The following is a 21914-nucleotide window of genomic DNA, read 5'->3' as shown; positions in this document are numbered from 1 at the left end:
GTGCGGACCCTGGCGTACGGCGAGTGGCCCTCGCCCATCGACGCGGCCACGGCCGCGGCACACGACGGCGGCCCCGAGTTCGCGGGCTTCGTCGGTGACGAGGTGTGGTGGACCGAGCCCCGGCCCGCCGAGGGCGGCCGGCGCACCCTGGTGCGGCGGCACATCGAGGAGGTGGGGCGCGAAGCGCCTTCTCGGAAGGGTGGTGGCGGGAGACGGGCGGGCGGCAGCGAGGAGTCCGTCCTGCCCGCGCCGTGGAACGTGCGCAGCCGCGTCCACGAGTACGGCGGCCGCCCCTGGGCCGGGACCGTCCGGGACGGCGTCCCGCTCGTGGTGTTCGTGAACTTCGCCGACCAGCGCCTGTACCGGTACGAGCCCGGAGGCGAGCCCCGCCCGCTCACCCCCGTGTCCCCGGTCGGGCAGGGGCTGCGCTGGGCCGAACCGGTGCTGCTGCCGGAGCGCGGCGAGGTGTGGTGCGTCCTGGAGGAGTTCACCGGGGCCGGCCCCGGCGACGTACGCCGCGTCCTGGCCGCCGTACCGCTGGACGGCTCCGCCGCGGACGACCGGGACGCCGTGCGGGAACTGAGCGACGGCCGGCACCGGTTCGTCACCGGGCCGCGGCTCTCGCCCGACGGACGGCGCGCCGCCTGGCTCGGCTGGGACCATCCGCGCATGCCGTGGGACGGCACCGAGCTGCTCGTCGCCGACGTCGCCGCCGAGGGCACCCTGCGCGACGCCCGTACGGTGGCCGGCGGACCCGAGGAGTCCGTCGCCCAGGCCGACTGGACCCACGACGGCCGGCTGCTGTACGCGAGCGACCGCACCGGCTGGTGGAACCTCTACCGGGACGGGGAGCCGGTCTGCCCGCGCGAGGAGGAGTTCGGCGGACCGCTGTGGAAGCTGGGTCTGAGCTGGTTCGCCCCGCTGGACAGCGGCCTGATCGCCGTCCTGCACGGCCGGGGCGCACCCGTGCTCGGCGTCCTCGACCCCGAGACCTGCGAGGTCGTCGACGCCGTCGGCCCGTGGAGCGAGTTCACGCCCACCCTCGCGGCACACGGCGAGCGGGTCGTCGCCGTGGGGGCCGGACCGCGCAGCGCCCCCGAAGTGGTGGAGCTGGACACCCGTACGGGTCACGCCCGGGTGATCGGCTCCCGCCACGAGGACGCCGTGGACCCGGCCCACTACCCCGAGCCGCGGGTCCGCACGTTCACCGGACCGGACGGCCGGGAGATCCACGCCCACGTCCACCCGCCGCACCACCCCGGATACGCGGGCCCCGCGGACGAGCGTCCCCCGTACGTGATCTGGGCGCACGGCGGCCCCACCGGCCGGGCGCCGCTCGTGCTCGACCTGGAGATCGCCTACTTCACCTCGCGCGGCATCGGTGTCGCCGAGGTCAACTACGGCGGCTCCACCGGATACGGGCGGGAGTACCGCAACCGGCTGCGCGGACAGTGGGGCGTGGTCGACGTCGAGGACTGCGCCGCCGTCGCGCTGGCCCTCGCCGACGAGGGCACCGCCGACCGCGACCGGCTCGCCGTCCGGGGCGGCAGCGCCGGCGGCTGGACCACCGCCGCCTCGCTCACCACGACCGACGTCTACGCCTGCGGCACCATCAGCTACCCGGTGCTCGACCTCACCGGCTGGGGCACGGGGGAGACCCACGACTTCGAGTCCCAGTACCTGGAGAGCCTGATCGGCCCGCGCGCCGAGGTGCCCGAGCGGTACGTGGAGCGTTCGCCCGTCGAACACGCCGACCGGCTCTCCGTGCCCTTCCTGATGCTCCAGGGACTGGACGACGTGATCTGCCCGCCCGCGCAGTGCGAGCGCTTCCTGGCCCGGCTGGCCGGCCGGGGCGTGCCGCACGCCTACCTCACCTTCGAGGACGAGGGGCACGGCTTCCGGCGGATGGAGACCATGGTGCGCGCTCTGGAGGCTGAACTGTCCCTGTACGCCCAGGTGTTCGGGATGAAACCGCCCGGCGTGCCGACCCTGGAGCTGGGTGCGTGAGCCGGGTCGAACCGCTGCGGCGGCCGGCCCGCCTCGCCCCCGGTGCCCGGGTGGCCGTGGTCGCGCCCAGCGGTCCGGTGCCCGAGGAGCGGCTCCGGGCCGGGCTCGACGTGCTGCGCGGCTGGGACCTCGATCCGGTGGTGGCCCCCCATGTCCTCGGCCGGCACGGCGGGTTCGGCTATCTCGCGGGCACCGACGCCGACCGGGCCGCCGATCTGCAGTCCGCGTGGTGCGACCCCGCCGTCGACGCGGTGATCTGCGCCCGCGGCGGCTACGGCGTACAGCGCATGGTCGACGCGCTCGACTGGGAGGCGATGCGGGCGGCCGGGCCGAAGGTGTTCGTCGGGTTCAGCGACATCACCGCCCTGCACGAGGCGTTCGCGGTCCGGCTCGGACTGGTCACCCTGCACGGGCCGATGGCCGCGGGCGTCGACTTCGTGAAGAGCGCGCGGGCGCAGGACCATCTCAGGGCCACCCTCTTCGCCCCCGAGACGGTCCGCACCCTCACCTCCGACGGCACAGCACTGGTCCCCGGGCGGGCGCGCGGCGTCACCCTCGGCGGCTGTCTCTCCCTGCTCGCCGCCGACCTCGGCACCCCGCACGCCAGACCCTCCGCGCGCGGCGGACTGCTGTGCCTGGAGGACGTGGGTGAGGAGACGTACCGGCTCGACCGCTGTCTCACCCAGCTGCTGAGAGCCGGCTGGCTGGACGGGGTCTGTGGGCTGCTGCTCGGTTCCTGGGCGCAGTGCGAGCCGTACGCCGGGGTGCGGGCGCTGCTCGCCGACCGGCTCGGCGGCCTCGGCGTGCCGGTGGCCGAGCAGTTCGGGTTCGGGCACTGCGCCGACGCGCTCACCGTTCCCTTCGGTGTCACGGCCGAACTCGACGCCGCCGCGGGCACGCTGGTCCTGGACGAACCGGCGCTGAGCTGACCGGCCCGCGTCGCACGCGGGCCCGTCGTAGGGTGGCGGGGTGCCGCACACCGCTTCCCGCTACCTCGCCGAAGACCGCCGCGTGGGGCTCCGTCACTTCACCCACGCGGACGGCGCCGAATTCACCGCCCGCGCCCGGGAGAGCAAGGACCTCCACCACCCCTGGCTGTTCCCGCCGGACAGCCAGGACGCGTACGCCGCGTACGCGGGGCGGCTGATCGCGGATCCCACCAAGGCGGGGTTCCTGGTCTGCGAGAAGGAGGCGGACGGCGCCCTCGCCGGGTTCATCAACATCAACAACATCGTCGAGGGCGGCTTCCTGTGCGGTGTGCTGGGCTACGGCGCCTTCGCGCACGCGGCCGGGCGCGGGCTGATGCGCGAGGGCCTGGACCTCGTGGTGCGGTACGCCTTCGGCCCGATGCGGCTGCACCGTCTGGAGATCAACGTACAGCCCGGCAACGCCGCCTCCATCGCCCTCGCCCGCGCCTGCGGTTTCCGCCTGGAGGGCTTCTCGCCGAAGATGCTCTTCATCGACGGTGCCTGGCGCGACCACCAACGCTGGGCGATCACCAGCGAGATGACGAGGGGGCGTTGACGCCCGGACTCCCCGTGGGCCCCGGCGCGCTCCTCACCGGCACGGTGCTGTCCGCCCCTGCCCGGACCCGACGTGGGGCGCCCCTGTCCACGCGGTCGCCGGCCGGGCGCGTCAGGAGCGGCGGTCCGCGTACTCGTAGACCGCCCCGTCCGGGTGCCGCGCGATGAGGTTGCGGCCCACGGGGGTGGGGAGCGGGCCCGCGAGGATGTCGGCGCCCAGCTCCGCGAGCACCTGACGGGTCTCCTCGACGTCCTTGACCGCGATGGTCGCGGCGACCCTGCGCAGCACGTCCAGTTCGGCCGCGGGACCGCTCATCAGCAGGAAGCAGCCGACCGCGGCGACCTGGACGCCGCCCCGCTCGAACCGGAGGGCCCTGCCGCCCGCCAGTCGCTCGTAGAAGGGGATGGCGGTCTCGATGTCGTCGACGCAGACACGCAGTGTGGCACCCAGAATCTCCATGGGGACGAGCCTAGTTGGGGCGGTCGCGGCCAGGCCTCCGGCGCGGACGATCTCCACACCCCGTGCCCACGGGCGTTACGCACCCCCGGGCACGGGTACCCGACGCCCATGCAGCGCTTGGAGCACTTGGAGCATCTGGACAAGCACCTGGTCGACGAGCTGGCACAGGTGGCCCGTGAGACCGTGCGCGACGAACTGCGCGCACAGGTGCGGGGACAGCGCCGCAGGGCCGCCCTGTACGCCGGATCCGGCGCCGCCGCCCTGTACGCGGGCGCGGCCGTGTCGCTGGCCGTGGGCCTCGCCCTCGCCCTGGTCCTGCCGGGCTGGGCCGCCGCACTGATCACGGCCGTGATCCTGGGCGTGCTGGCCCTCGTCCTGCGCGCCGCGGCCCGGCCCACGGCGTCCGGGACCGTTCCCGCGGGGGCCACCGCGCCCGGCGGCCGGTCGGTCCCCGTCCCGCCGGTGCCGTCCGCACCGCCCACCGCCGGCGTCGTACCGCCGCGGCCGGCCTCCGACCCCGACGCCTCCCGCCGCCGGGACTGACCGGCTGGAGGAAGCCGACGGCACCGCTCCTGTCGCGGAACCGCAAGGCCGTCGTGGTGACCGGGACTTCGGCGTCCGCGGCCGGTTCGGCGAGGAGGCGACAGCCCGCAGGCCGACCCGTCTCCTGCGGAGCCGGCCGGTCAGCCCACCCTGTACTCCGCGACGTCCTCCGTCCGCAGCGTCAGACCGTGGCCGAGGCCCCCGGTGGGGCTGATCGTGCCGCCCGTGGGGTCCAGGGCGCCGTCGAAGAGCATGTCCTCGATCCGGACGTGGTCATGGGGCCACTCCAGATGCCGCAGGTTCGGGACGGCGGCCGCCACCGCCGCGTGGACGTGCGGGGCGCGGTGCCCCGACACCTCCAGACCGTGCGCCCGGGCCAGCGCCGCCGCGCGCAGGAACTCGGTCAGCCCGCCGCAGCGCGTCGCGTCCACCTGGAGGCAGTCCACCGCCCCGGCCGTGATCATCCGGGCGAAGTACGGCAGGTCGGACCCGTACTTCCCGGCGGCCACGTCGCTCACCACGGCGTCCCGCACCAGCCGCAGACCGGTCAGGTCGTCCGAGGACACCGGCTCCTCGAACCAGCCCACCCCGTGCTCGGCGAGCGCGTGACCGACCCGCACCGCCTGCTTGCGGGTGTACCCCCCGCCCGCGTCGACGTAGAGCTCGGCGTGCTCGCCGATGACGTGCCGGGCGGCCCGCACCCGGTGCAGGTCACGGGTCACCTCCCGCCCCCAGCCCTCACCGATCTTGATCTTCACACGTGGGATGTGCTGCCCGTGCACCCACCCGTTGAGCTGTGCCGCCATGTGCGTGTCGTGATACGTGGTGAAGCCGCCGCTGCCGTACACCGGCACCCGTTCCCGGCACGCCCCCAGCAGCCGCACCAGCGGAAGCTCCAGCAGCCGCGCCTTGAGGTCCCACAGCGCGATGTCCAGCGCCGAGATCGCGCAGCCCGCTATGCCCGGCCGGCCGGCGTTGCGCACCGAGCGGCTCATCGCGTCGTGCACGGCCGGTATGTCCAGCGCGCTCATGCCCTCCGCGAGCGGTGCGAGATGCCCGCTGAGGAAGTCGCCGACCGCCGGCGGACCGTACGTCCAGCCGGTGCCGGTCGCGTCGCCCGCCGACACCTCGGCGATCACCACCGTCGTGGAGTCCCAGGCCAGCGTGGAGTCGGCCTCCGGGGCGTCGGCCGGCACGGTGTAGACGGAGACGGCGGGTCGGTGCAGTTCCATGGTCGGTCCGTCCTCCCCCAGGCTCAGCCGGCCTGCTGGAGCTGCGGCAGCACCTTGGTGCGGTAGAAGTCGAAGAAGCCGCGCAGGTCGGGGCCGATCTGGTTGACGTAGATCCGGTCGAAACCCGCGTCGGCGAACTGCCGGAGCTCGGCGACGTGCTCGTCCACGTCGTCGCCGCACACCCGGTTCTCCCGCACCATGTCCTCGGTGACCAGGGTCTGCGCCTGCTCGAAGTGTTTCGGCGACGGGAGCACCTGACCCAGTTCGCCGGGCAGCTGCTCGTTGGCCCAGAGCCGGTGCACGGTGCGCACGCACGCGTCACGGTCGGTGCCGTAGCAGACCTTGGTGCCGCCGCTGACCGGTTTCCCGCCACCCCCGCCCTTGCGGTACTGCTCCACCATCGAGGCGTCCGGCATCATCGTGATGTAGCCGTCGCCGACCCGGGCGGCGAGCTTGGTCGCCGCCGGACCGAAGCCCGATATGTCGATCGGGACGGGCTCGTCCGGCACGGTGTACAGGCGGGCGTTCTCCACCGTGTAGTGCGTGCCGTGGTGGTTGACCTCCTCGCCGGTGAACAGCCGGCGCATCACCTGGATGGCCTCCTCCAGCATCTCGAGCCGTACGTGCGCGGGCGGCCAGGCGTCCCCGAGGATGTGCTCGTTCAGCGCCTCGCCCGTGCCCACGCCCAGCCGGAACTCCCCGGGCGACATCACCGCGCTCGTGGCCGCCGCCTGCGCCACCACCGCCGGGTGCGTCCGCACGGTCGGGCAGGTCACCGCCGTCCCCACCGGCAGCGACACCGCCTCGGACAGCGCGCCGATCACCGACCACACGAAGGGACTCTGCCCCTGTTCGTCGTTCCACGGGTGGTAGTGGTCCGAGATCCACAGGGCGTGGAATCCGGCCTGCTCGGCCATCCGCGCCTGCTCGATCAGCTCGGCGGGACCGTACTGCTCGCACGAGAGGAAGTAGCCGTACTCGGGCATGGGGGTTGCCTCCGCGACGTGGGCGGTTCGGGTCCGGGCCCGGGTACCCGGGGGGCCCGGCGGAAACCGGCGGACGTTTGGCGGCCCCGGTCAGGGGGACGCGGAAGTCTCCCGACGTACGCGACAGCGCCGGAGGCGAACCGTGAGTCGACCCCGCATTGTGATCGTCGGTGCCGGCTTCGCCGGGTACCGCACGGCGCAGACACTCTCCCGGCTGGCCCGTGGCCGCGCCGAGATCGTCCTGCTCAACCCCACCGACTACTTCCTGTACCTGCCCCTGCTGCCTCAGGTCGCCGCCGGCATCCTGGAACCGCGCCGGGTCACCGTCTCCCTCTCCGGCACGCTGCCGCACGTGAAGCTGGTGCTGGGGGAGTCCGACCGCATCGACCTCGACGCGCGGCAGGTCCACTACACCGGCCCCGAGGGCGAGGGCGGCACCCTCGGCTACGACCGGCTGGTCCTCGCGGCCGGCAGCGTCAACAAACTGCTGCCGATCCCCGGTGTCGCCGAGCACGCCCACGGCTTCCGCGGCCTGCCCGAAGCCCTGTACCTGCGCGACCACGTGACCCGGCAGGTGGAACTCGCCGCCGCCACCGACGACCCCGAGCGGTGCGCCGCCCGCTGCACGTTCGTCGTGGTCGGCGCCGGCTACACCGGCACCGAAGTCGCCGCGCACGGGCAGCTGTTCACCGACGCACAGGTCGCCAGGCACCCGATGCGGACCGGGATGCGGCCGCGCTGGATGCTGCTGGACATCGCCGACCGGGTCCTGCCCGAGCTGGACGAACGGCTTTCCCGCACCGCCGACACCGTGCTGCGGGAACGGGGCGTGGACGTGCGGATGGGGACCTCCGTGAAGGAGGCCACGCACGACGGAGTGCTGCTGACCGACGGGGAGTTCGTCGACACCCGCACCCTGGTGTGGTGCGTGGGCGTACGCCCCGACCCGCTCGCCGAGTCCCTCGGACTGCCCATGGAACGCGGCCGGCTGCTCGTCGACCCGCACCTGCGAGTGCCGGGCCGGCCGGAGGTGTTCGCCTGTGGGGACGCGGCCGCGGTGCCCGATCTGGAGAAGCCCGGCTCGTACACCCCGATGACCGCGCAGCACGCCTGGCGGCAGGGCAAGGTGTGTGCGCACAACGTCGCCGCGTCGTTCGGTGACGGCGAGCGGCGCGCCTACCGGCACAAGGACATGGGGTTCGTGGTGGACCTGGGCGGCGTCAAGGCCGCTGCCAACCCGCTCGGCGTGAACCTGTCCGGCGTGGCGGCGGGTGCGGTCACCCGCGGCTACCACCTCGCGGCGATGCCGGGCAACCGGGTCCGGGTGGCCGCCGACTGGCTCCTCGACGCCGTACTGCCGCGCCAGGCCGTCCAGTTGGGGCTCGTACGGTCCTGGTCGGTGCCGCTGGACACGGCGTCGCCGGAGCTGGCGCGGGTGCCGGGCAAGCCGGGGCGGCCGGGTTCGGAGCCGGCGAAGAGTCAGCCGGGCGGTGAGCCGGCGAAGAGTCAGCCGGGCGGCGAGCCCGCCAAGAACCGGCCCGCCAAGAACCGGCCCGCCGTCACCCCGCCCCCCGATCAGCCGCCACCCGGTCCCGACGTCGCGCCCGGCCCCGTCAAACGCACCGACCGACCCACCGAAGGAGACTCATGAACACCGGTGAACTCGTCGAGCTCGGACAGCAGTTGCGGGTGGACAGTGTCCGTGCCGCGGCCGCCGCGGGCTCCGGGCACCCCACGTCGTCGATGTCGGCGGCGGACCTGATGGCCGTGCTGTTCGCCCGTCACTTCCGCTACGACTTCGAGCGCCCCGACCACCCGGGCAACGACCGCTTCGTTCTCTCCAAGGGTCACGCCTCACCCCTGATGTACGCCACCTACAAGGCGACCGGTGCCATCGACGACGAGGAACTGCTCACCTTCCGCAAGAACGGCAGCCGCCTCGAAGGGCACCCCACCCCACGGCGGTTGCCCTGGGTGGAGACGGCCACCGGCTCCCTCGGCCAGGGCCTCCCCGTCGGCGTGGGCATCGCGCTGACCGGGAAGCGGCCGGCCCACGCCGACCACCGGGTGTGGGTGCTGTGCGGCGACAGCGAACTGGCCGAGGGCTCGGTCTGGGAAGCCGCCGAGCACGCCGCGTACGAGAACCTGGACAACCTCACGCTGATCGTGGACGTCAACCGGCTCGGGCAGCGCGGCCCCACCCGGCACGGCCACGACCTGGACGCCTACGCCCGCCGCTTCCAGGCCTTCGGCTGGCACACCGTCGAAGTGGACGGTCACGACGTGGACGCCGTCGACCGCGCCTACGGGGAGGCCCTCTCCACCAAGGGCCGGCCCACCGCGGTCCTCGCCCGCACCCTCAAGGGCAAGGGCGTCGAGGCGGTCCAGGACCGCGAGGGCCTGCACGGCAAACCGCTGCCCGAGGCCGAGGAGGCGATCGCCGAGCTGGGCGGCCCCCGCGACCTGCGCATCCGGGTGGAGCGGCCGTCCGCCGACGGGGCGCCGCCCGCCCGGCACACCGGCCGGCCCGAACTGCCCCGCTGGGACAAGGGCGAGGAGGTGGCCACCCGGAACGCCTTCGGTGAGGCCCTGACCGCCCTCGGCACCGCGCGCGGCGACGTCGTCGCCCTCGACGGAGAGGTCGGCGACTCCACCCGTGCGGAGGCCTTCGCCAAGGAACACCCCGAGCGCTACTTCGAGTGCTACATCGCCGAGCAGCAGATGGTCGCCGCGGCGGTCGGCATGGCCGCGCGCGGCTGGACGCCGTACGCCGCCACCTTCGCGGCCTTCCTCACCCGCGCCCACGACTTCATCCGCATGGCGTCGGTCAGCGGTTCCGGGATCAACCTCGTCGGCTCGCACGCGGGCGTCGCCATCGGCCAGGACGGCCCCAGCCAGATGGGCCTGGAGGACCTGGCGATGATGCGGGCGGTGCACGGCTCGACCGTGCTGTACCCGTGCGACGCCAACCAGACCGCGCGGCTGGTCGCCGCGATGGCCGGCCTGGACGGCATCCGCTACCTGCGCACCTCGCGCGGTGCGAGCCCGGTGATCTACGGCCCCGACGAGGAGTTCCCCGTCGGCGGCAGCAAGGTGCTGCGCTCCTCCGCCCGCGACCGGCTCACCCTCGTCGCGGCGGGCGTCACCGTGTCCGAGGCGCTGGCCGCCGCGGAGGCCCTGGAGGGGGAGGACATCGCCGTACGGGTGATCGACCTGTACTCGGTGAAGCCGGTCGACCGGGAGACGCTGCGCACGGCCGCCGAGGAGACCGGCTGTCTGATGACGGTGGAGGACCACCACCCGGAGGGCGGCCTCGGGGACGCGGTCGCGGAGGCCTTCGCCGACGGGAGTCCCGTACCGCGCCTGGTGCGGCTGGCCGTCCGCACCATGCCGGGTTCGGCCTCCCCGGAGGAGCAGCTGCACGCCGCCGGCATCGACGCCGAGTCGATCGCGGCGGCCGGCCGGCTGCTGGTGGGGGAGGCGATCGTGTCGTGAGTGACGACGGTGCGCGCACCGTCCGGGCGGGCCGTCGCACGGTGGAGATCCACCGGCCGGGGAAGGTGCTCTTCCCCGGCGGCCAGGACGCCGGGGAGTACACCAAGGGCGACCTCGTCGACTACCACCGGGCCGTCGCCCCGTTCATGCTGCCGCACCTGCGGGGCCGCCCGCTGATGCTGGACCGGCGCCCGGACGGCATCGACGGCCCGGCGTTCATGCAGAAGAACACCCCGGAGAGCTACCCGGACTGGATCACCCGCGCCGAGGTCGCCAAGGAGGGCGGCACCGTCACGCACACCGTGTGCGACGACACCGCCACCCTCCTTTACCTCGTCGACCAGGCCGGCATCACCCTGCACCGCTGGCTGTCCCGCGCCCGTCGGATCGACCGGCCGGACCGGCTGGTCTTCGACCTCGACCCCTCCGGCGACGACTTCGAGACGGTGCGGGAGGCGGCGCGGCTGCTGGGGGAGCTGCTGGACGGGCTGGACCTGCCTTCGGCGCTGATGACCACCGGCTCCCGGGGCCTGCACGTCATCGTGCCGCTGACCGGCGCCCACGACTTCGACGACGTGCGCGCCTTCGCCCGCGAGGTCGCCGAGACCCTCGCCGCCGCCCACCCCGACCGGCTCACCACCGCCGCCCGCAAGAAGGACCGCGGCGACCGGCTCTACCTCGACGTGCAGCGCAACGCCTACGCGCAGACCGCGGTCGCCCCCTACACGGTCCGGGCCCTGCCCGGCGCCCCCGTGGCCCTGCCCGTCTCCTGGGACCAGCTGGACGATCCGGACCTGCACGCCCGCCGCTGGACCGTCGCCGACGCCGTCGAGCAGGCCCGCACCGATCCGTGGGCGGGCCTGCCGCGCCGGGGACGCGCCCTGGGCCCCGCCCGTCGCCGGCTGGCGGCACTGCGCGACTGAACGGCGTCGGCACCTTTCCGACCGGGCACGATGCCCGGCCGTGGGCAACGGCTGAGCATACGGAGGTTTGGCGAACACACTTGCGGCCACACGAAGGGGGAGGTGGCCATGTCGAACACGAAGAACACCGAAGAGCCACAGGGTTCACAGGAAACCCATGACTCACAGGAATCCCACAAATCAACGGACAGCAACAAAAGCACCAAGCGGCCGAGCCCGATGGAGCTGCTGCGCCAGGCGCGCGGCCAGCTCGCGGAGCTCACCGGAATGGAAGCCGAGTCCGTGTCGTCCTTCGAGCAGACGGAGGAGGGCTGGTCGCTGGAGGTCGAGGTCCTCGAACTCGAGCGGGTGCCCGACACGATGAGCCTGATGGCGAGTTACCAGGTCGAGCTGGATCCCGACGGTGAGCTCACCGGGTACCGGCGCGTCCGCCGTTACGAGCGCGGGCGGGCCGACTCGCACAGGCCCGGCGGCCGGTAGGCCGCCCGGCCGAATCCACACTCACAGACAAGGAGGGACAGTCGGCATGACAGTCGTACCGGCACAGCAGACCGGTGGTGGAGGCGGCAGCAGCGGCCTTTACGACGTGCTTGAGCTTGTTCTGGACAGGGGGCTCGTCATCGACGCCTTCGTGCGCGTGTCCCTGGTCGGCATCGAGATTCTCAAGATCGACGTCCGTGTCGTCGTCGCCAGCGTCGACACCTATCTCCGCTTCGCCGAGGCGTGCAACCGCCTCGACCTGGAGGCGGGGCCCCGCAAGAGCCCGGGCCTGCCCGAGATCGTCGGGGAGGTCACCGAGTCCGGCGCCCGCGGCAAGTCCAAGGGGGCGCTGTCCGGTGCCGCCGAGACCATCTCCGGCGCCTTCAAGCAGGCGCGTGAGGGCGACTCGGAGCGCGAGACCGAGTCCCGTCCGCGGGCCCGCAAGAGCACCGCGGCCCGCCGGAAGGAGGAGCAGGAGTGAGCACGTACATCTACGGCATCACGGCGGTCTCGCACCCCGGGCTCCCCGAGGGTGTGGGCGGCGTCGGTGACCCGTCGCTGCCGGTGCGTGTCCTGCGCGAGGGTGAACTGGCGGCCCTGGTCAGTGACGCCCCCGAGGGCCTGCGGCCCAAGCGCAGGGAACTGCTCGCCCACCAGAACGTGCTCAGCGAGGCCGGCGCGGCCGGCTGTGTGCTGCCCATGCGCTTCGGCAGCGTCGCCCCGGACGACGACGCCGTCACCGGTGTCCTGGCCGAGCGCGCCGAGCACTACGGGGAGCGGCTGCGGGCCCTGGACGGCCGGGTCGAGTACAACGTCAAGGCCAACCACGTCGAGGACGCCGTCCTGCACCACGTGATGGCCGGCAACCCGGAGATCCGCGCCCTCGCGGAGGCCAACCGGAAGTCCGGTGGCGGCAGTTACGAGCAGAAGATCCAGCTCGGCGAGATGGTCGCCGCCGCGGTCAAGGCCAAGGAGGCCGAGGACGCCACCGCGCTGGAGCGCGCCCTGGAAGCGGCCGCCGACGCGGTGAGCGTCGGCCCCGAGTCCACGGGCTGGCTCGCCAATGTGTCGTACCTGGTGAAGCGGGAGACGGCGGCGGAGTTCCTGGAAGCGGTGGAACAGGCCCGCAAGGACCTGCCCCACCTCGAAGTGCGTCTGAACGGCCCGCTGCCGCCGTACAGCTTCGTCGAGCCCGGCCCGGCCGAGCCGGCGGGCGCCGCAGCCGGCGGAACGGACGCCGGAGCGGGGTGACGACATGGGGCTGATCTCCGAGGTCCTGCTGCTGCCGTTCGCTCCGGTGCGCGGCAGCGGCTGGGCCATCCGGCAGGTGCTCCGGGAAGCGGAACGCATCTACTACGACCCCGCCACGATACGGGCCGAACTGGCTCGGCTGGAGGAGCAGTTGGAGGCCGGAGAGATCACCGAGGAGGAGTTCGACCGGCAGGAGGACGAACTCCTCGACCGGTTGGAAACCGCAACGCGCACCGGCGCGGGTACAGGGGACGGGACGGCAGGACAGTGAATCGAACGGGAATGGGCCTCGCGATCGGGGCCGGATATCTCCTCGGACGGACCAAGAAGCTGAAGATGGCGCTCGCCGTCGGAGGCCTGGTGGCGGGCAAGAAGCTGAACCTCAGCCCGCGCGCGGTCGCCGACCTGGTGTCCCAGCAGCTGCGGGACAATCCGCAGTTCAAGGAGATCGGCGACCAGCTGCGCGGTGATCTGCGGGGCGTCGGCAAGGCGGCCTCCGGAGCGCTGGTCGAGCGGCAGCTCGACTCCCTCGCCGACCGGTTGCACGGCCGTACCGCCGACATGCGGGACCGGCTGACGGGCAGCGGTCCGAAGGACGACGCCGACGAGGAACACGCCGAGGACGCGGAGGCGGAGGACCGGGAGTCGCCGGACGAGGACGAGCCGGCCGCCGAGCGGCCGGCCAGGAAGGGGGTCGCCAAGAAGGCGCCGGGGAAGAAGGCGGCCCCCGTGAAGAAGGCGGCGGCGAAGAGGACGGCTCCCGCCAAGAAGACCGCGGCCGCGTCCCGCGGCGCCCGCTCCCGTACGTCGAAGGGAGGCGGTGAGTGATGACCGAGACCCTCGGACGGGCCGGTTCCGCCGCACAGAACGGAGCGGGGAGGAACCCGCTCGCCGACGTGGCCCACAGCGAGGCCGCCGACCGGCTCAAGGGCGAACTGCAGGACTACCTCGCGGCGCAGGCCACCCGGCTGCTGACCGGTCTCGGCCACAAGCTCGGCGAGACCACGAACAAGCTCAACGACATCGCCGAGGGCAACAGCCCGGGCTTCGCCAAGCTCGCCCTCGACGGCGGCCGCAAGATCGCCGAAGGCAAGAGCCCTCTGCGCAGCGCCGTCGAACTAGGTGTCTCACGGGCCAAGGACAACGTGATGGGCGCGCTGAAGGGCCTGGGCGGCAAGGGCAAGCGCAAGAGCTCCGCCGGTCAGAAGCCCACCGTCATCATGGAGTACATCGATGTCGGGGTCCCGCTGCGCACCGCGTACGACCAGTGGACCCAGTACCAGGACTTCAGCACCTTCGCCAAGGGCGTCAAGAGCGCCAACAAGTCCGACGACACCACGTCGGACTGGCAGGCGAAGATCTGGTGGTCCAACCGCAGCTGGAAGGCGAAGACCACCGAGCAGGTCCCCGACGACCGCATCGCCTGGTCCTCGGAGGGCGCCAAGGGTACGACGAGGGGCGTCGTCTCCTTCCACCGCCTCGCCGACAACCTCACCCGGGTCCTGCTGGTCATCGAGTACTACCCGACGGGCCTCTTCGAGAAGACGGGCAACATCTGGCGTGCCCAGGGCCGCCGCGCCCGGCTCGACCTGAAGCACTTCGCCCGCTTCATCACCATCAAGGGCGAGGCCCAGGACAGCTGGCGGGGCGAGATCCGCGACGGCGAGGTCGTCCGCAGCCACGAGGACGCCCTCGCCGAGGAGGAGAACGAAGGCCCCTCCGAGGAGGAGAACGAGGCCCCTTCGGACGAGTACGACGAGGAACCCGAGGACGAGGCCGAACCCGAGGACGAAGCCGAAGCCGAGACCGAGGCCGAGGACGAAGCCGAGGCCGAGGACGAAGCCGGTACGGAACCCGAGGAGGACGAGGAGACCGGGGCCGAAGGAGCCGAGGAGCCCGAGGACGCGTACGAGGAGGACGAGTACCCGGAGGACGAGTACGAGGATGAGGCTGAGGAAGAGCAGCCCGAAAGCCGGAGCCGCCGATGACGACCCCCAGCCGGCTTCCCGAGCCGTACGGCCAGGGCAGCGGTGCCAACCTCGCCGACATCCTGGAAAGGGTGCTCGACAAGGGCGTCGTGATCGCGGGTGACATCCGCATCAACCTGCTGGACATCGAACTCCTCACCATCAAGCTGCGGCTCGTCGTCGCCTCCGTCGACAAGGCGAAGGAGATGGGGATCGACTGGTGGGAGTCCGACCCGGCGCTGTCCTCGCGCGCCCGGCGCGACGAACTGGCCAGGGAGAACGCGGAGTTGCGTGAGCGGCTGGCCCGGCTGGAGGAACTGGGACTGGAGCCCCGCCGCGCACAGGAGGAGAGCCCGTGACCGGACTGCGGTACGTCTACGCGGTCTGCCGCCCCTACGGCACGCCGCTCCAGGCACAACTGACCGGGGTCGGAGGCGATCCGCCCCGGCTGCTGCCCCATCACGGCCTGGTGGCCGTCGTCAGCCACGTGCCCGAGGCGGACTTCGCGGAGGAACCGCTGCACGCGCATCTGGAGGACCTCGACTGGCTGACCGCGGTCGCCCGCGCCCACCAGGGCGTGATCGACGCGCTCACCACCGTCACGACCCCGCTGCCGCTGCGGCTCGGCACCGTGTTCCGCGACGACAGCGGCGTACGGACCATGATGGAGGCGCGCGAGGAGAGCTTCCTGCGCACCCTGGACCGGCTGGAGGGCCGGGTCGAGTGGGGCGTCAAGGTCTACGTAGAGGCGGACCGGGCGCAGGAGACCCCCGCAGCGCCCGCGCCGAAACCGGCGTCCGGCCGGGACTATCTGCGGCAGCGGCGGATGCAGACGAAATCGCAGGACGATCTGTGGCAGCGGGCCGAGACGTTCGCGACCCGGCTGCACGAGACCCTTTCCGGGGCCGCCGAGGACTCCCGGCTGCACGCACCGCAGAACCCCACGCTCTCCGGCGCCTCCGGGCGCAATGTACTCAATGCCGCCTACCTCGTGCCCCGTGTGAAATCCGAGGAATTCGTGGAAGAGGTGGACCGCACGAAGAACGACGTGTCCGGAATGCGTGTCGAACTCACCGGCCCCTGGGCGGCCTATTCGTTCGCCGGTGAGGAAATCGCCGGGGGGGAGGGGCCGTGACCGTCGTCGAACGCCGCGAAATAGCCCTGGTGGACCTGCTCGACCGGCTCCTGGCCGGCGGGGTCGTCATCAAGGGTGACATCACGCTGCGCATCGCGGACGTCGACCTGGTCCGTATCGACCTCAACGCGCTCATCAGCTCCGTGAACGCGCGGGTCCCCTCGCCCTTCGAGGAGTCGCGGTGACGGCCGGCCCGGACGAGCGGCACGTCGAACCGCACGGCAGCCGGCGCAGGAGCCTGGACCTGGAGCCGGACACGGTCGAACGCGACCTGATCAAGTTGGTGCTCACCGTCGTGGAACTGCTGCGCCAGCTCATGGAGCGGCAGGCGCTGCGCCGGTTCGACGAGGGAGACCTGAGCGAGGAGCAGGAGGAACGGGTCGGGCTCACCCTCATGCTGCTCGAGGACCGCATGGCGGAACTGCGGGACCGCTACGGACTGCGGCCCGAGGACCTGAATCTGGACCTCGGGCCGCTCGGACCGCTGCTTCCCCGGGACTGACTCCCGGGACGGACCGGGACGGAAAAGACGGGAGATCCCCGGGACCGAGTCCCGGGGATCTCCCGTCATCTCACCACCGGTACCAGCGGCTCCGTCATCTCACCACCGGTACCAGCGGCCCCTGCCTCCGCCCGCCGACGTGCTGCGCATGAAGAATCCCAGGAGCCACACGATGAGAACCGCCAGGGCAATCCACCAGAGAACCTTTACCGCGAATCCGGCACCGAAAAGAATCAGGGCCAGCAACAGGACCAGAAGAATGGGGACCATAATGTCAACCTCCTGACATCCTGGTTGCCCGGAAAACGTGGTTCAGGCTTTCTTGCGGCAGAGAATTTCCCCGTGCAGCACGCTGAACCAGCCGTCGTCCCGGCCGCCCCATTCCCGCCACGCCCCGGCCACGTCCCGCAGTTGCCGCCGGGTGGCGTGGCCGCCGTCGACCGCCCGCTCGGCGTAGGCCGACGCCACCGTGCGGTCCGCCCACAGGCCGCTCCACCAGGCCCGCTCCCCGGCGGTCGAGAAGGTCCAGGTGCCCGAGGTCGCGGTGACGTCCGTGAAGCCCGCGGCGAGCGCCCAGGACTTCAGCCGCCGCCCGGCGTCCGGCTCGCCCCCGTTGGCCCGGGCCACCCGCCGGTAGAGGTCCAGCCAGTCGTCCATGCCCGGTGACGGCGGGTACCAGGTCATCGCCGCGTAGTCCGAGTCCCGGACGGCGACGAACCCGCCCGGCCTGGTCACCCGCCGCATCTCGCGCAGCGCCCCCACCGGATCACCCACGTGCTGGAGCACCTGATGGGCGTGGACCACGCAGAACGTGTCGTCCGGGAAGCCCAGCGCGTGCACGTCGCCCACCGCGAAGCCGGTGTTCGTCAGCCCCCGCTCGCCGGCCACCGCCCGGGCCTGCTCCAGGACCGCCGGCTCCCGGTCGAGGCCGGTGACGTGCCCGTCGGGAACGAGCCCCGCCAGATCCGCGGTGATGGTGCCGGGCCCGCACCCGATGTCCAGGATCCGCATGGAGGGCTCGAGCACCCCGAGGAGGTACGCCGCCGAGTTCTCGGCGGTCCGCCAGGTGTGCGACCGCAGCACCGACTCGTGGTGGCCGTGCGTGTAGACGGCGGTCTCCCGTGCCTCCGGCATGACGAACCCACCCCTTCCGCTCTCGTAGGAGGGCGCCCACGTTACGCCCGTCGGCCGCATGGTGAGACCGGCGTTCCGCATTCTGGAACACTCCTGTTGAAAACCGTTTGCCACCTGCACCGACGACCCCGCACAATCCCCACCATGGGTCACCTGGAAGCCGCGCACCTCGAGTACTACCTCCCCGACGGGAGGGCGCTGCTGGGCGATGCCTCCTTCCGGGTGGGGGAGGGGGCCGTCGTGGCCCTCGTCGGACCCAACGGCGCGGGCAAGACCACCCTGCTGCGCCTCCTCGCCGGCGAGCTGAAGCCGCACGGCGGCTCCGTCACCGTCACCGGCGGACTCGGCGTCATGCGCCAGTTCGTCGGCTCCGTACGGGACGCGACGACCGTGCGCGACCTGCTGGTGTCCGTGGCGCAGCCCAGGATCCGGGAGGCCGCCCGTGCCGTCGACGCCGCCGAGCACGCCCTCATGACGGTGGACGACGAGGCCGCCCAGCTGGCCTACGCGCAGGCCCTCGCCGACTGGGCCGAGGCGCGCGGGTACGAGGCCGAGACGCTGTGGGACATCTGCACCACGGCCGCGCTGGGCGTGCCGTACGAGAAGGCGCAGTGGCGCGAGGTCCGCACCCTCTCCGGGGGCGAACAGAAGCGCCTGGTCCTCGAGGCGCTGCTGCGCGGCACCGACGAGGTGCTGCTGCTCGACGAGCCGGACAACTACCTCGACGTGCCCGGCAAGCGCTGGCTGGAGGAGCGGCTCGCCGAGACCCGCAAGACCGTCCTCTTCGTCTCCCACGACCGCGAACTCCTCGCCCGCGCCGCCCAGAAGATCGTCTCCCTGGAACCGGGCCCCGCGGGCGCCGACGCATGGGTGCACGGCGGCGGCTTCGCCACCTTCCACCAGGCCCGGCAGGAACGCTTCGCCCGCTTCGAGGAACTGCGCCGCCGCTGGGACGAGAAGCACGCCCAGCTGAAGAAGCTGGTCCTGACGCTGCGCCAGGCCGCCGAGAACAGCCACGACATGGCATCCCGCTACCGCGCCGCCCAGACCAGGCTGCGCAAGTTCGAGGAGGCGGGACCGCCGCCGGAGCCCCCGCGCGAGCAGGACATCAGGATGCGTCTCAAGGGCGGCCGTACCGGGGTGCGCGCCGTCACCTGCGAGCGGCTCGAACTCACCGGCCTGATGAAACCCTTCGACCTGGAGGTCTTCTACGGCGAACGGGTCGCCGTGCTCGGCTCCAACGGCTCCGGCAAGTCCCACTTCCTGCGCCTGCTCGCCGGCGACGGCGTGGCCCACACCGGGAACTGGAGACTCGGCGCGCGCGTGCTGCCCGGACACTTCGCCCAGACCCATGCCCACCCCGAACTGCTGGGCCGCACCCTCCTCGACATCCTGTGGACCGAACACTCCCAGGACCGGGGCGCCGCCATGTCACGCCTGCGCCGCTACGAACTGACCCAGCAGGCCGAGCAGACCTTCGACCGCCTCTCCGGCGGCCAGCAGGCCCGCTTCCAGATCCTGCTCCTGGAACTCCAGGGCGTCACGGCCCTGCTCCTCGACGAGCCGACCGACAACCTCGACCTGGAATCGGCCGAAGCCCTCCAGGAAGGCCTGGAGGGCTTCGAGGGCACGGTTCTCGCTGTCACCCACGACCGCTGGTTCGCCCGCTCCTTCGACCGCTTCCTGGTCTTCGGCAGCGACGGCCGCGTCAGGGAGACCCCCGAACCGGTGTGGGACGAACGACGGGTGGAACGAGTTCGCTAGCGGCGGGTCACTTCCAGCGCAGCAGCGCGCCCAGCCCGCCGGCCGGCGTGTCGGCTCCCGCGCCCGGTGCCAGGGACACCGACAGAGCGGGCGCGTCCGTCGCGACCGCCGAGCGGATCAGCGCGTCGTCCGCCCGTGCCGACCAGGAGTTCTGCTCACCGAGCACCTTCAGGTCCGTACGCCGCACCGCCAGCTGGTCCGGATCCTCACCGATCCACACCTCACGGTGCGCGTCGGCCGAGTCCGGCCGGATCAGCAACTCGTCGATCCGGTGCTCGCGCGCGGCCTCGACCAGCGCCGGCACGCCCTCCACGGCACCCGCGCGGCCCTCGTCGTCGGGGCTGCGGGCGGCGAGGAACCGCTCCAGTTCGGCGGCGGCGCGGTCACGGATGTGCTCCGCGCGGATCCGCTCGACGTCCTCGTCGAGCAGGCGGCTGCCGGCGCCGTGCGAGGCCTCGACCACCAGGTCGTGCAGCCGCTGCGGCAGCCGCTCGCGCACGGAGCGCTGCTCCCGGTCGTCACCGACGAGGACCAGCAGATCGGCACCGGTCTCCTCGTGGCAGACGGCGAGCGCGTCGGCGATCTCCGCGGCGTTGTGCTCCCAGGTGTTCTCCACCCGCAGCTGGAAATGGCGCTCCGACCAGTCCACGGAACCGGTCCGGTGCAGCGGCCACTGCCGCCCGGTGACACCGCCTGCGTCGTCCCGGCCGAGCGCGCTGCGCAGCTCGAAGTCCGCACCCCTGCGGTCGACGTAGGCGACGATGCACACGGGATCCTCACCGGCCAGCTCCAGCAGCGGGGCGACCCGGGGCAGCGGCGCCCACTGGGCCCGGTCGCGTTGCGGGGACCGGGCCAGCGGCGGGTCGAGCACCACCTCGCCGTCCCGGGCGAACAGCGCGCGGCCGTGCGGTTCGGTGGAGTGCCGCAGATCCTCCAGCGCGCGGCGCACGGCCTGGCAGGTCGCCTCGTCCGCACCCTGGCCGGCCAGCTCCCGGGCCATCGCCTGCGCCGTCAGCCGCCGTTCCCGAGGGGTGTGCTCCGTGTGCCGGGAGGTGTCGACGTAGACGGAGGCCCACGGGCCGGGACGTTCGTAGAGTGGATGCAGGAAAGCGAGTTCCATGGCTCCCTCCCGGTTGCCGTTCGGGGTAGTGCTTGTGCCGCCGGGCGGGTACCCGGACCCCATGAACGCACACGACGAGCGGGGCACCACGATGACCGGAGTCGAGCCGGACCGCCTGGACGACCAGCAGCTCATGAAGGAACTGGAGACCATCCACCGCACGCGCCACGACGCACTGCTGTACGGCTCCAACGACGCGCTGCGCGCCCACAACGAGCGGATGGCGCAGCTGGAGGGCGAGTACCTGCGCCGCAATCCGCGCCGCCCGGTGGCCGCGGGCCGCACACGCGAAGGTGCCCGGGAGCGGGGCGCGGCGGACACCACGACACCTACGACTCCGGGCACCTGAACGTGAGCCGGGGGCCGCTTACGCGGCTTTCCCGGCTTCGAACACCTTGAGGTACGCCTCGCAGAACGCCTTCAGATCGTCCGGCTTGCGGCTGGTGACCAGTTCGTTCGGTCCGTGGTCGCACACCTTCACCTGCTCGTCGACCCAGGTGGCGCCGGCGTTGCGCAGGTCGGTCCGCAGGCTGGGCCAGCTGGTCAGCACCCGGCCCCGGACGACGTCGGCCTCGACCAGGGTCCAGGGGGCGTGGCAGATCGCGGCGACCGGCCGGCCCTGTTCGAAGAAGTCCCGCACGAACGCGACGGCCTTGTCGTCCATGCGCAGGAAGTCGGGGTTGGCGACCCCGCCCGGCAGCACCAGCCCGCCGAAGGAGTCGGCCGACGTCTCGCCGACGACCTCCTGCACGGGGAAGGTGTCCGCCTTGTCGAGATGGTGGAACGCCTGGATCTTCCCCGGACCCGTCGACACGAGCACCGCTTCGTGACCGGCGTCCACGGCCGCCTGCCACGGCTCGGTCAGTTCCACCTGCTCGACGCCCTCGGGCGCGGTCAGGAATGCGATTCGCATGATGGCACTACGTCCCTTCGTTCAGCTGTTCCCGTCCGGTTCGGCACGGCTGATGTCGGCCAGTGCCGAGCCGGGCTCCCGGGCCTCGGCCAGATCGCCGAGACTCACCAGCCCGACCGGCAGACCGCCCTCGACCACCGGAATCCGGCGTATCGCGTGCTCACGCATCAGGGCGACGGCCGAGGACACGGGGTCGTCCGGGGCGAGCGTCAATGGGTCCGGCGTACACACCGACTCCGCGCTCACGCCGAGCGGATCCGTGCCCCGGGCGACCGCGCGGACCGTGATGTCACGGTCGGTGAGCACGCCGACGACCCGCCGTCCGTCGGCCACCACCACGTCGCCGATGTTCTGGGTGCGCATCAGCCGCGCCGCCTCGACGATCGAGGCGTCCGGGCGCACGGCGACCACGCCCGGAGTCATCACGTCCTTGACGAGCCCGGCCATGCCGAGGCCTCCCTCCGATCCCGGTCGCCGGG

General features: G+C 72.6%; 27 protein-coding genes. 19 read left to right on the top strand and 8 right to left on the bottom strand.

Features of this window, described 5'->3' with window-relative positions; translation table 11 throughout:
* From ACFXAE_RS04815 to ACFXAE_RS04805, 3 genes are read left to right on the top strand one after another with little or no spacing between them, the layout of a single operon-like run.
* Positions 1–2007: a prolyl oligopeptidase family serine peptidase gene (locus ACFXAE_RS04815; protein WP_384708019.1), complete on the top strand. Its 2007-nt coding sequence runs from the start codon at positions 1–3 to the stop codon at positions 2005–2007.
* The gene (locus ACFXAE_RS04810; protein ID WP_384708016.1) at positions 2004–2936 is read left to right on the top strand and encodes an LD-carboxypeptidase; all 933 of its coding nucleotides are present in this window, start codon (positions 2004–2006) and stop codon (positions 2934–2936) included. Before ACFXAE_RS04815 ends, ACFXAE_RS04810 begins: the two co-directional genes overlap by 4 nt.
* Before the next feature lie 40 nt (positions 2937–2976).
* Complete coding sequence (locus ACFXAE_RS04805) at positions 2977–3531, top strand: GNAT family N-acetyltransferase (protein ID WP_384708013.1); 555 nt, start codon at positions 2977–2979, stop codon at positions 3529–3531.
* 111 nt (positions 3532–3642) lie between these two features.
* On the opposite strand, the gene ACFXAE_RS04800 is transcribed toward ACFXAE_RS04805, so the two are convergent.
* The gene (locus tag ACFXAE_RS04800) at positions 3643–3990 is read right to left on the bottom strand and encodes a VOC family protein (RefSeq protein ID WP_384708010.1); all 348 of its coding nucleotides are present in this window, start codon (positions 3988–3990) and stop codon (positions 3643–3645) included.
* 108 nt (positions 3991–4098) lie between these two features.
* Here ACFXAE_RS04800 and ACFXAE_RS04795 point away from each other — a divergent pair, with 108 nt between their 5' ends.
* Positions 4099–4533, top strand: coding sequence for a phage holin family protein (locus ACFXAE_RS04795; RefSeq protein ID WP_384708007.1), 435 nt, complete (start codon positions 4099–4101; stop codon positions 4531–4533).
* A gap of 140 nt (positions 4534–4673) precedes the next feature.
* Here the strand turns inward: ACFXAE_RS04795 and ACFXAE_RS04790 are convergent, their stop codons facing one another.
* A complete protein-coding gene (locus ACFXAE_RS04790) occupies positions 4674–5765 on the bottom strand; it encodes an enolase C-terminal domain-like protein (protein WP_384708003.1) in 1092 nt (363 codons plus the stop codon).
* Positions 5766–5788: 23 nt separating this feature from the next.
* Positions 5789–6751, bottom strand: coding sequence for an LLM class F420-dependent oxidoreductase (locus ACFXAE_RS04785; protein ID WP_384708000.1), 963 nt, complete (start codon positions 6749–6751; stop codon positions 5789–5791).
* A gap of 142 nt (positions 6752–6893) precedes the next feature.
* Here ACFXAE_RS04785 and ACFXAE_RS04780 point away from each other — a divergent pair, with 142 nt between their 5' ends.
* The 13 genes from ACFXAE_RS04780 to ACFXAE_RS04720 all read left to right on the top strand — a co-directional run bounded on the left by ACFXAE_RS04780 (position 6894) and on the right by ACFXAE_RS04720 (position 16504).
* Positions 6894–8402 carry an NAD(P)/FAD-dependent oxidoreductase gene (locus ACFXAE_RS04780; protein WP_384707997.1) on the top strand — a complete coding sequence of 503 codons (1509 nt, stop codon included), beginning with the start codon at positions 6894–6896 and terminating at the stop codon, positions 8400–8402.
* Entirely contained in the window at positions 8399–10246 is a 1848-nt protein-coding gene (locus ACFXAE_RS04775) for a transketolase (RefSeq protein ID WP_384707994.1), read from the top strand. Before ACFXAE_RS04780 ends, ACFXAE_RS04775 begins: the two co-directional genes overlap by 4 nt.
* Positions 10243–11169: a non-homologous end-joining DNA ligase gene (gene ligD / locus ACFXAE_RS04770; protein WP_384707991.1), complete on the top strand. Its 927-nt coding sequence runs from the start codon at positions 10243–10245 to the stop codon at positions 11167–11169. Before ACFXAE_RS04775 ends, ligD begins: the two co-directional genes overlap by 4 nt.
* A 108-nt stretch (positions 11170–11277) precedes the next feature.
* On the top strand, positions 11278–11649 hold the full coding sequence (locus ACFXAE_RS04765) for a gas vesicle protein (RefSeq protein ID WP_384707988.1): 372 nt from the start codon (positions 11278–11280) through the stop codon (positions 11647–11649).
* Between the two features lie 46 nt (positions 11650–11695).
* Entirely contained in the window at positions 11696–12130 is a 435-nt protein-coding gene (locus ACFXAE_RS04760) for a gas vesicle structural protein GvpA (RefSeq protein WP_149550888.1), read from the top strand.
* On the top strand, positions 12127–12900 hold the full coding sequence (locus ACFXAE_RS04755) for a GvpL/GvpF family gas vesicle protein (protein ID WP_384707985.1): 774 nt from the start codon (positions 12127–12129) through the stop codon (positions 12898–12900). Before ACFXAE_RS04760 ends, ACFXAE_RS04755 begins: the two co-directional genes overlap by 4 nt.
* 4 nt (positions 12901–12904) lie before the next feature.
* Positions 12905–13171: a gas vesicle protein GvpG gene (locus tag ACFXAE_RS04750; protein WP_384707983.1), complete on the top strand. Its 267-nt coding sequence runs from the start codon at positions 12905–12907 to the stop codon at positions 13169–13171.
* Positions 13168–13728 (top strand): DNA primase, encoded by a 561-nt coding sequence (locus tag ACFXAE_RS04745; protein WP_384707980.1) that lies wholly within the window; start codon positions 13168–13170, stop codon positions 13726–13728. The genes ACFXAE_RS04750 and ACFXAE_RS04745 overlap by 4 nt, the downstream gene beginning before the upstream one ends.
* Complete coding sequence (locus tag ACFXAE_RS04740) at positions 13728–14888, top strand: SRPBCC family protein (protein WP_384707977.1); 1161 nt, start codon at positions 13728–13730, stop codon at positions 14886–14888. Before ACFXAE_RS04745 ends, ACFXAE_RS04740 begins: the two co-directional genes overlap by 1 nt.
* Complete coding sequence (locus tag ACFXAE_RS04735) at positions 14885–15226, top strand: gas vesicle protein (protein WP_217135918.1); 342 nt, start codon at positions 14885–14887, stop codon at positions 15224–15226. Before ACFXAE_RS04740 ends, ACFXAE_RS04735 begins: the two co-directional genes overlap by 4 nt.
* Positions 15223–16002 (top strand): GvpL/GvpF family gas vesicle protein, encoded by a 780-nt coding sequence (locus ACFXAE_RS04730; RefSeq protein ID WP_384707974.1) that lies wholly within the window; start codon positions 15223–15225, stop codon positions 16000–16002. Before ACFXAE_RS04735 ends, ACFXAE_RS04730 begins: the two co-directional genes overlap by 4 nt.
* Complete coding sequence (locus ACFXAE_RS04725) at positions 15999–16187, top strand: gas vesicle protein (RefSeq protein ID WP_030819115.1); 189 nt, start codon at positions 15999–16001, stop codon at positions 16185–16187. Before ACFXAE_RS04730 ends, ACFXAE_RS04725 begins: the two co-directional genes overlap by 4 nt.
* The gene (locus ACFXAE_RS04720; RefSeq protein WP_384707971.1) at positions 16184–16504 is read left to right on the top strand and encodes a gas vesicle protein K; all 321 of its coding nucleotides are present in this window, start codon (positions 16184–16186) and stop codon (positions 16502–16504) included. The genes ACFXAE_RS04725 and ACFXAE_RS04720 overlap by 4 nt, the downstream gene beginning before the upstream one ends.
* A 99-nt stretch (positions 16505–16603) precedes the next feature.
* Here the strand turns inward: ACFXAE_RS04720 and ACFXAE_RS04715 are convergent, their stop codons facing one another.
* Both ACFXAE_RS04715 and ACFXAE_RS04710 read right to left on the bottom strand, forming a co-directional pair.
* Positions 16604–16774 (bottom strand): hydrophobic protein, encoded by a 171-nt coding sequence (locus ACFXAE_RS04715; RefSeq protein WP_073931265.1) that lies wholly within the window; start codon positions 16772–16774, stop codon positions 16604–16606.
* Positions 16775–16816: 42 nt separating this feature from the next.
* Positions 16817–17638 (bottom strand): methyltransferase domain-containing protein, encoded by an 822-nt coding sequence (locus ACFXAE_RS04710; RefSeq protein WP_384707968.1) that lies wholly within the window; start codon positions 17636–17638, stop codon positions 16817–16819.
* Between the two features lie 144 nt (positions 17639–17782).
* On the opposite strand from ACFXAE_RS04710, the gene ACFXAE_RS04705 reads away from it, so the two are divergent.
* Positions 17783–19402, top strand: a complete 1620-nt coding sequence (locus ACFXAE_RS04705; protein WP_384707965.1) for an ABC-F family ATP-binding cassette domain-containing protein — start codon at positions 17783–17785, stop codon at positions 19400–19402.
* 7 nt (positions 19403–19409) lie between these two features.
* Here the strand turns inward: ACFXAE_RS04705 and ACFXAE_RS04700 are convergent, their stop codons facing one another.
* Positions 19410–20522, bottom strand: coding sequence for a Vms1/Ankzf1 family peptidyl-tRNA hydrolase (locus ACFXAE_RS04700; RefSeq protein ID WP_384707962.1), 1113 nt, complete (start codon positions 20520–20522; stop codon positions 19410–19412).
* Positions 20523–20583: 61 nt separating this feature from the next.
* Here ACFXAE_RS04700 and ACFXAE_RS04695 point away from each other — a divergent pair, with 61 nt between their 5' ends.
* Positions 20584–20871, top strand: coding sequence for a DUF6158 family protein (locus ACFXAE_RS04695; protein ID WP_384707959.1), 288 nt, complete (start codon positions 20584–20586; stop codon positions 20869–20871).
* Positions 20872–20889: 18 nt separating this feature from the next.
* On the opposite strand, the gene ACFXAE_RS04690 is transcribed toward ACFXAE_RS04695, so the two are convergent.
* Together ACFXAE_RS04690 and ACFXAE_RS04685 are read right to left on the bottom strand one after the other, a co-directional pair.
* Complete coding sequence (locus ACFXAE_RS04690) at positions 20890–21435, bottom strand: type 1 glutamine amidotransferase domain-containing protein (protein ID WP_384707956.1); 546 nt, start codon at positions 21433–21435, stop codon at positions 20890–20892.
* A gap of 21 nt (positions 21436–21456) precedes the next feature.
* Entirely contained in the window at positions 21457–21882 is a 426-nt protein-coding gene (locus ACFXAE_RS04685) for a CBS domain-containing protein (RefSeq protein WP_384707953.1), read from the bottom strand.
* Positions 21883–21914: the final 32 nt, after the last annotated feature.

Origin of the sequence: Streptomyces sp. NPDC059454 (genome assembly GCF_042749965.1) — a bacterium.
GTDB lineage: Bacteria > Actinomycetota > Actinomycetes > Streptomycetales > Streptomycetaceae > Streptomyces.
Note: the sequence above shows the minus strand (reverse complement) of the source record. Positions and strands in the feature narration are given on the sequence as shown.

Bases quoted from the DNA above. Each gene is read 5' to 3' on its own strand.
- ACFXAE_RS04800 (WP_384708010.1), bottom strand. From the start codon at position 3,990: ATGGAGATTCTGGGTGCCACACTGCGTGTCTGCGTCGACGACATCGAG.
- ACFXAE_RS04795 (WP_384708007.1), top strand. From the start codon at position 4,099: ATGCAGCGCTTGGAGCACTTGGAGCATCTGGACAAGCACCTGGTCGAC.
- ACFXAE_RS04790 (WP_384708003.1), bottom strand. From the start codon at position 5,765: ATGGAACTGCACCGACCCGCCGTCTCCGTCTACACCGTGCCGGCCGAC.
- ACFXAE_RS04785 (WP_384708000.1), bottom strand. From the start codon at position 6,751: ATGCCCGAGTACGGCTACTTCCTCTCGTGCGAGCAGTACGGTCCCGCC.
- ACFXAE_RS04775 (WP_384707994.1), top strand. From the start codon at position 8,399: ATGAACACCGGTGAACTCGTCGAGCTCGGACAGCAGTTGCGGGTGGAC.
- ACFXAE_RS04765 (WP_384707988.1), top strand. From the start codon at position 11,278: ATGTCGAACACGAAGAACACCGAAGAGCCACAGGGTTCACAGGAAACC.
- ACFXAE_RS04760 (WP_149550888.1), top strand. From the start codon at position 11,696: ATGACAGTCGTACCGGCACAGCAGACCGGTGGTGGAGGCGGCAGCAGC.
- ACFXAE_RS04750 (WP_384707983.1), top strand. From the start codon at position 12,905: ATGGGGCTGATCTCCGAGGTCCTGCTGCTGCCGTTCGCTCCGGTGCGC.
- ACFXAE_RS04740 (WP_384707977.1), top strand. From the start codon at position 13,728: ATGACCGAGACCCTCGGACGGGCCGGTTCCGCCGCACAGAACGGAGCG.
- ACFXAE_RS04735 (WP_217135918.1), top strand. From the start codon at position 14,885: ATGACGACCCCCAGCCGGCTTCCCGAGCCGTACGGCCAGGGCAGCGGT.
- ACFXAE_RS04715 (WP_073931265.1), bottom strand. From the start codon at position 16,774: ATGGTCCCCATTCTTCTGGTCCTGTTGCTGGCCCTGATTCTTTTCGGT.
- ACFXAE_RS04710 (WP_384707968.1), bottom strand. From the start codon at position 17,638: ATGCCGGAGGCACGGGAGACCGCCGTCTACACGCACGGCCACCACGAG.
- ACFXAE_RS04705 (WP_384707965.1), top strand. From the start codon at position 17,783: ATGGGTCACCTGGAAGCCGCGCACCTCGAGTACTACCTCCCCGACGGG.
- ACFXAE_RS04700 (WP_384707962.1), bottom strand. From the start codon at position 20,522: ATGGAACTCGCTTTCCTGCATCCACTCTACGAACGTCCCGGCCCGTGG.
- ACFXAE_RS04695 (WP_384707959.1), top strand. From the start codon at position 20,584: ATGAACGCACACGACGAGCGGGGCACCACGATGACCGGAGTCGAGCCG.
- ACFXAE_RS04690 (WP_384707956.1), bottom strand. From the start codon at position 21,435: ATGCGAATCGCATTCCTGACCGCGCCCGAGGGCGTCGAGCAGGTGGAA.
- ACFXAE_RS04685 (WP_384707953.1), bottom strand. From the start codon at position 21,882: ATGGCCGGGCTCGTCAAGGACGTGATGACTCCGGGCGTGGTCGCCGTG.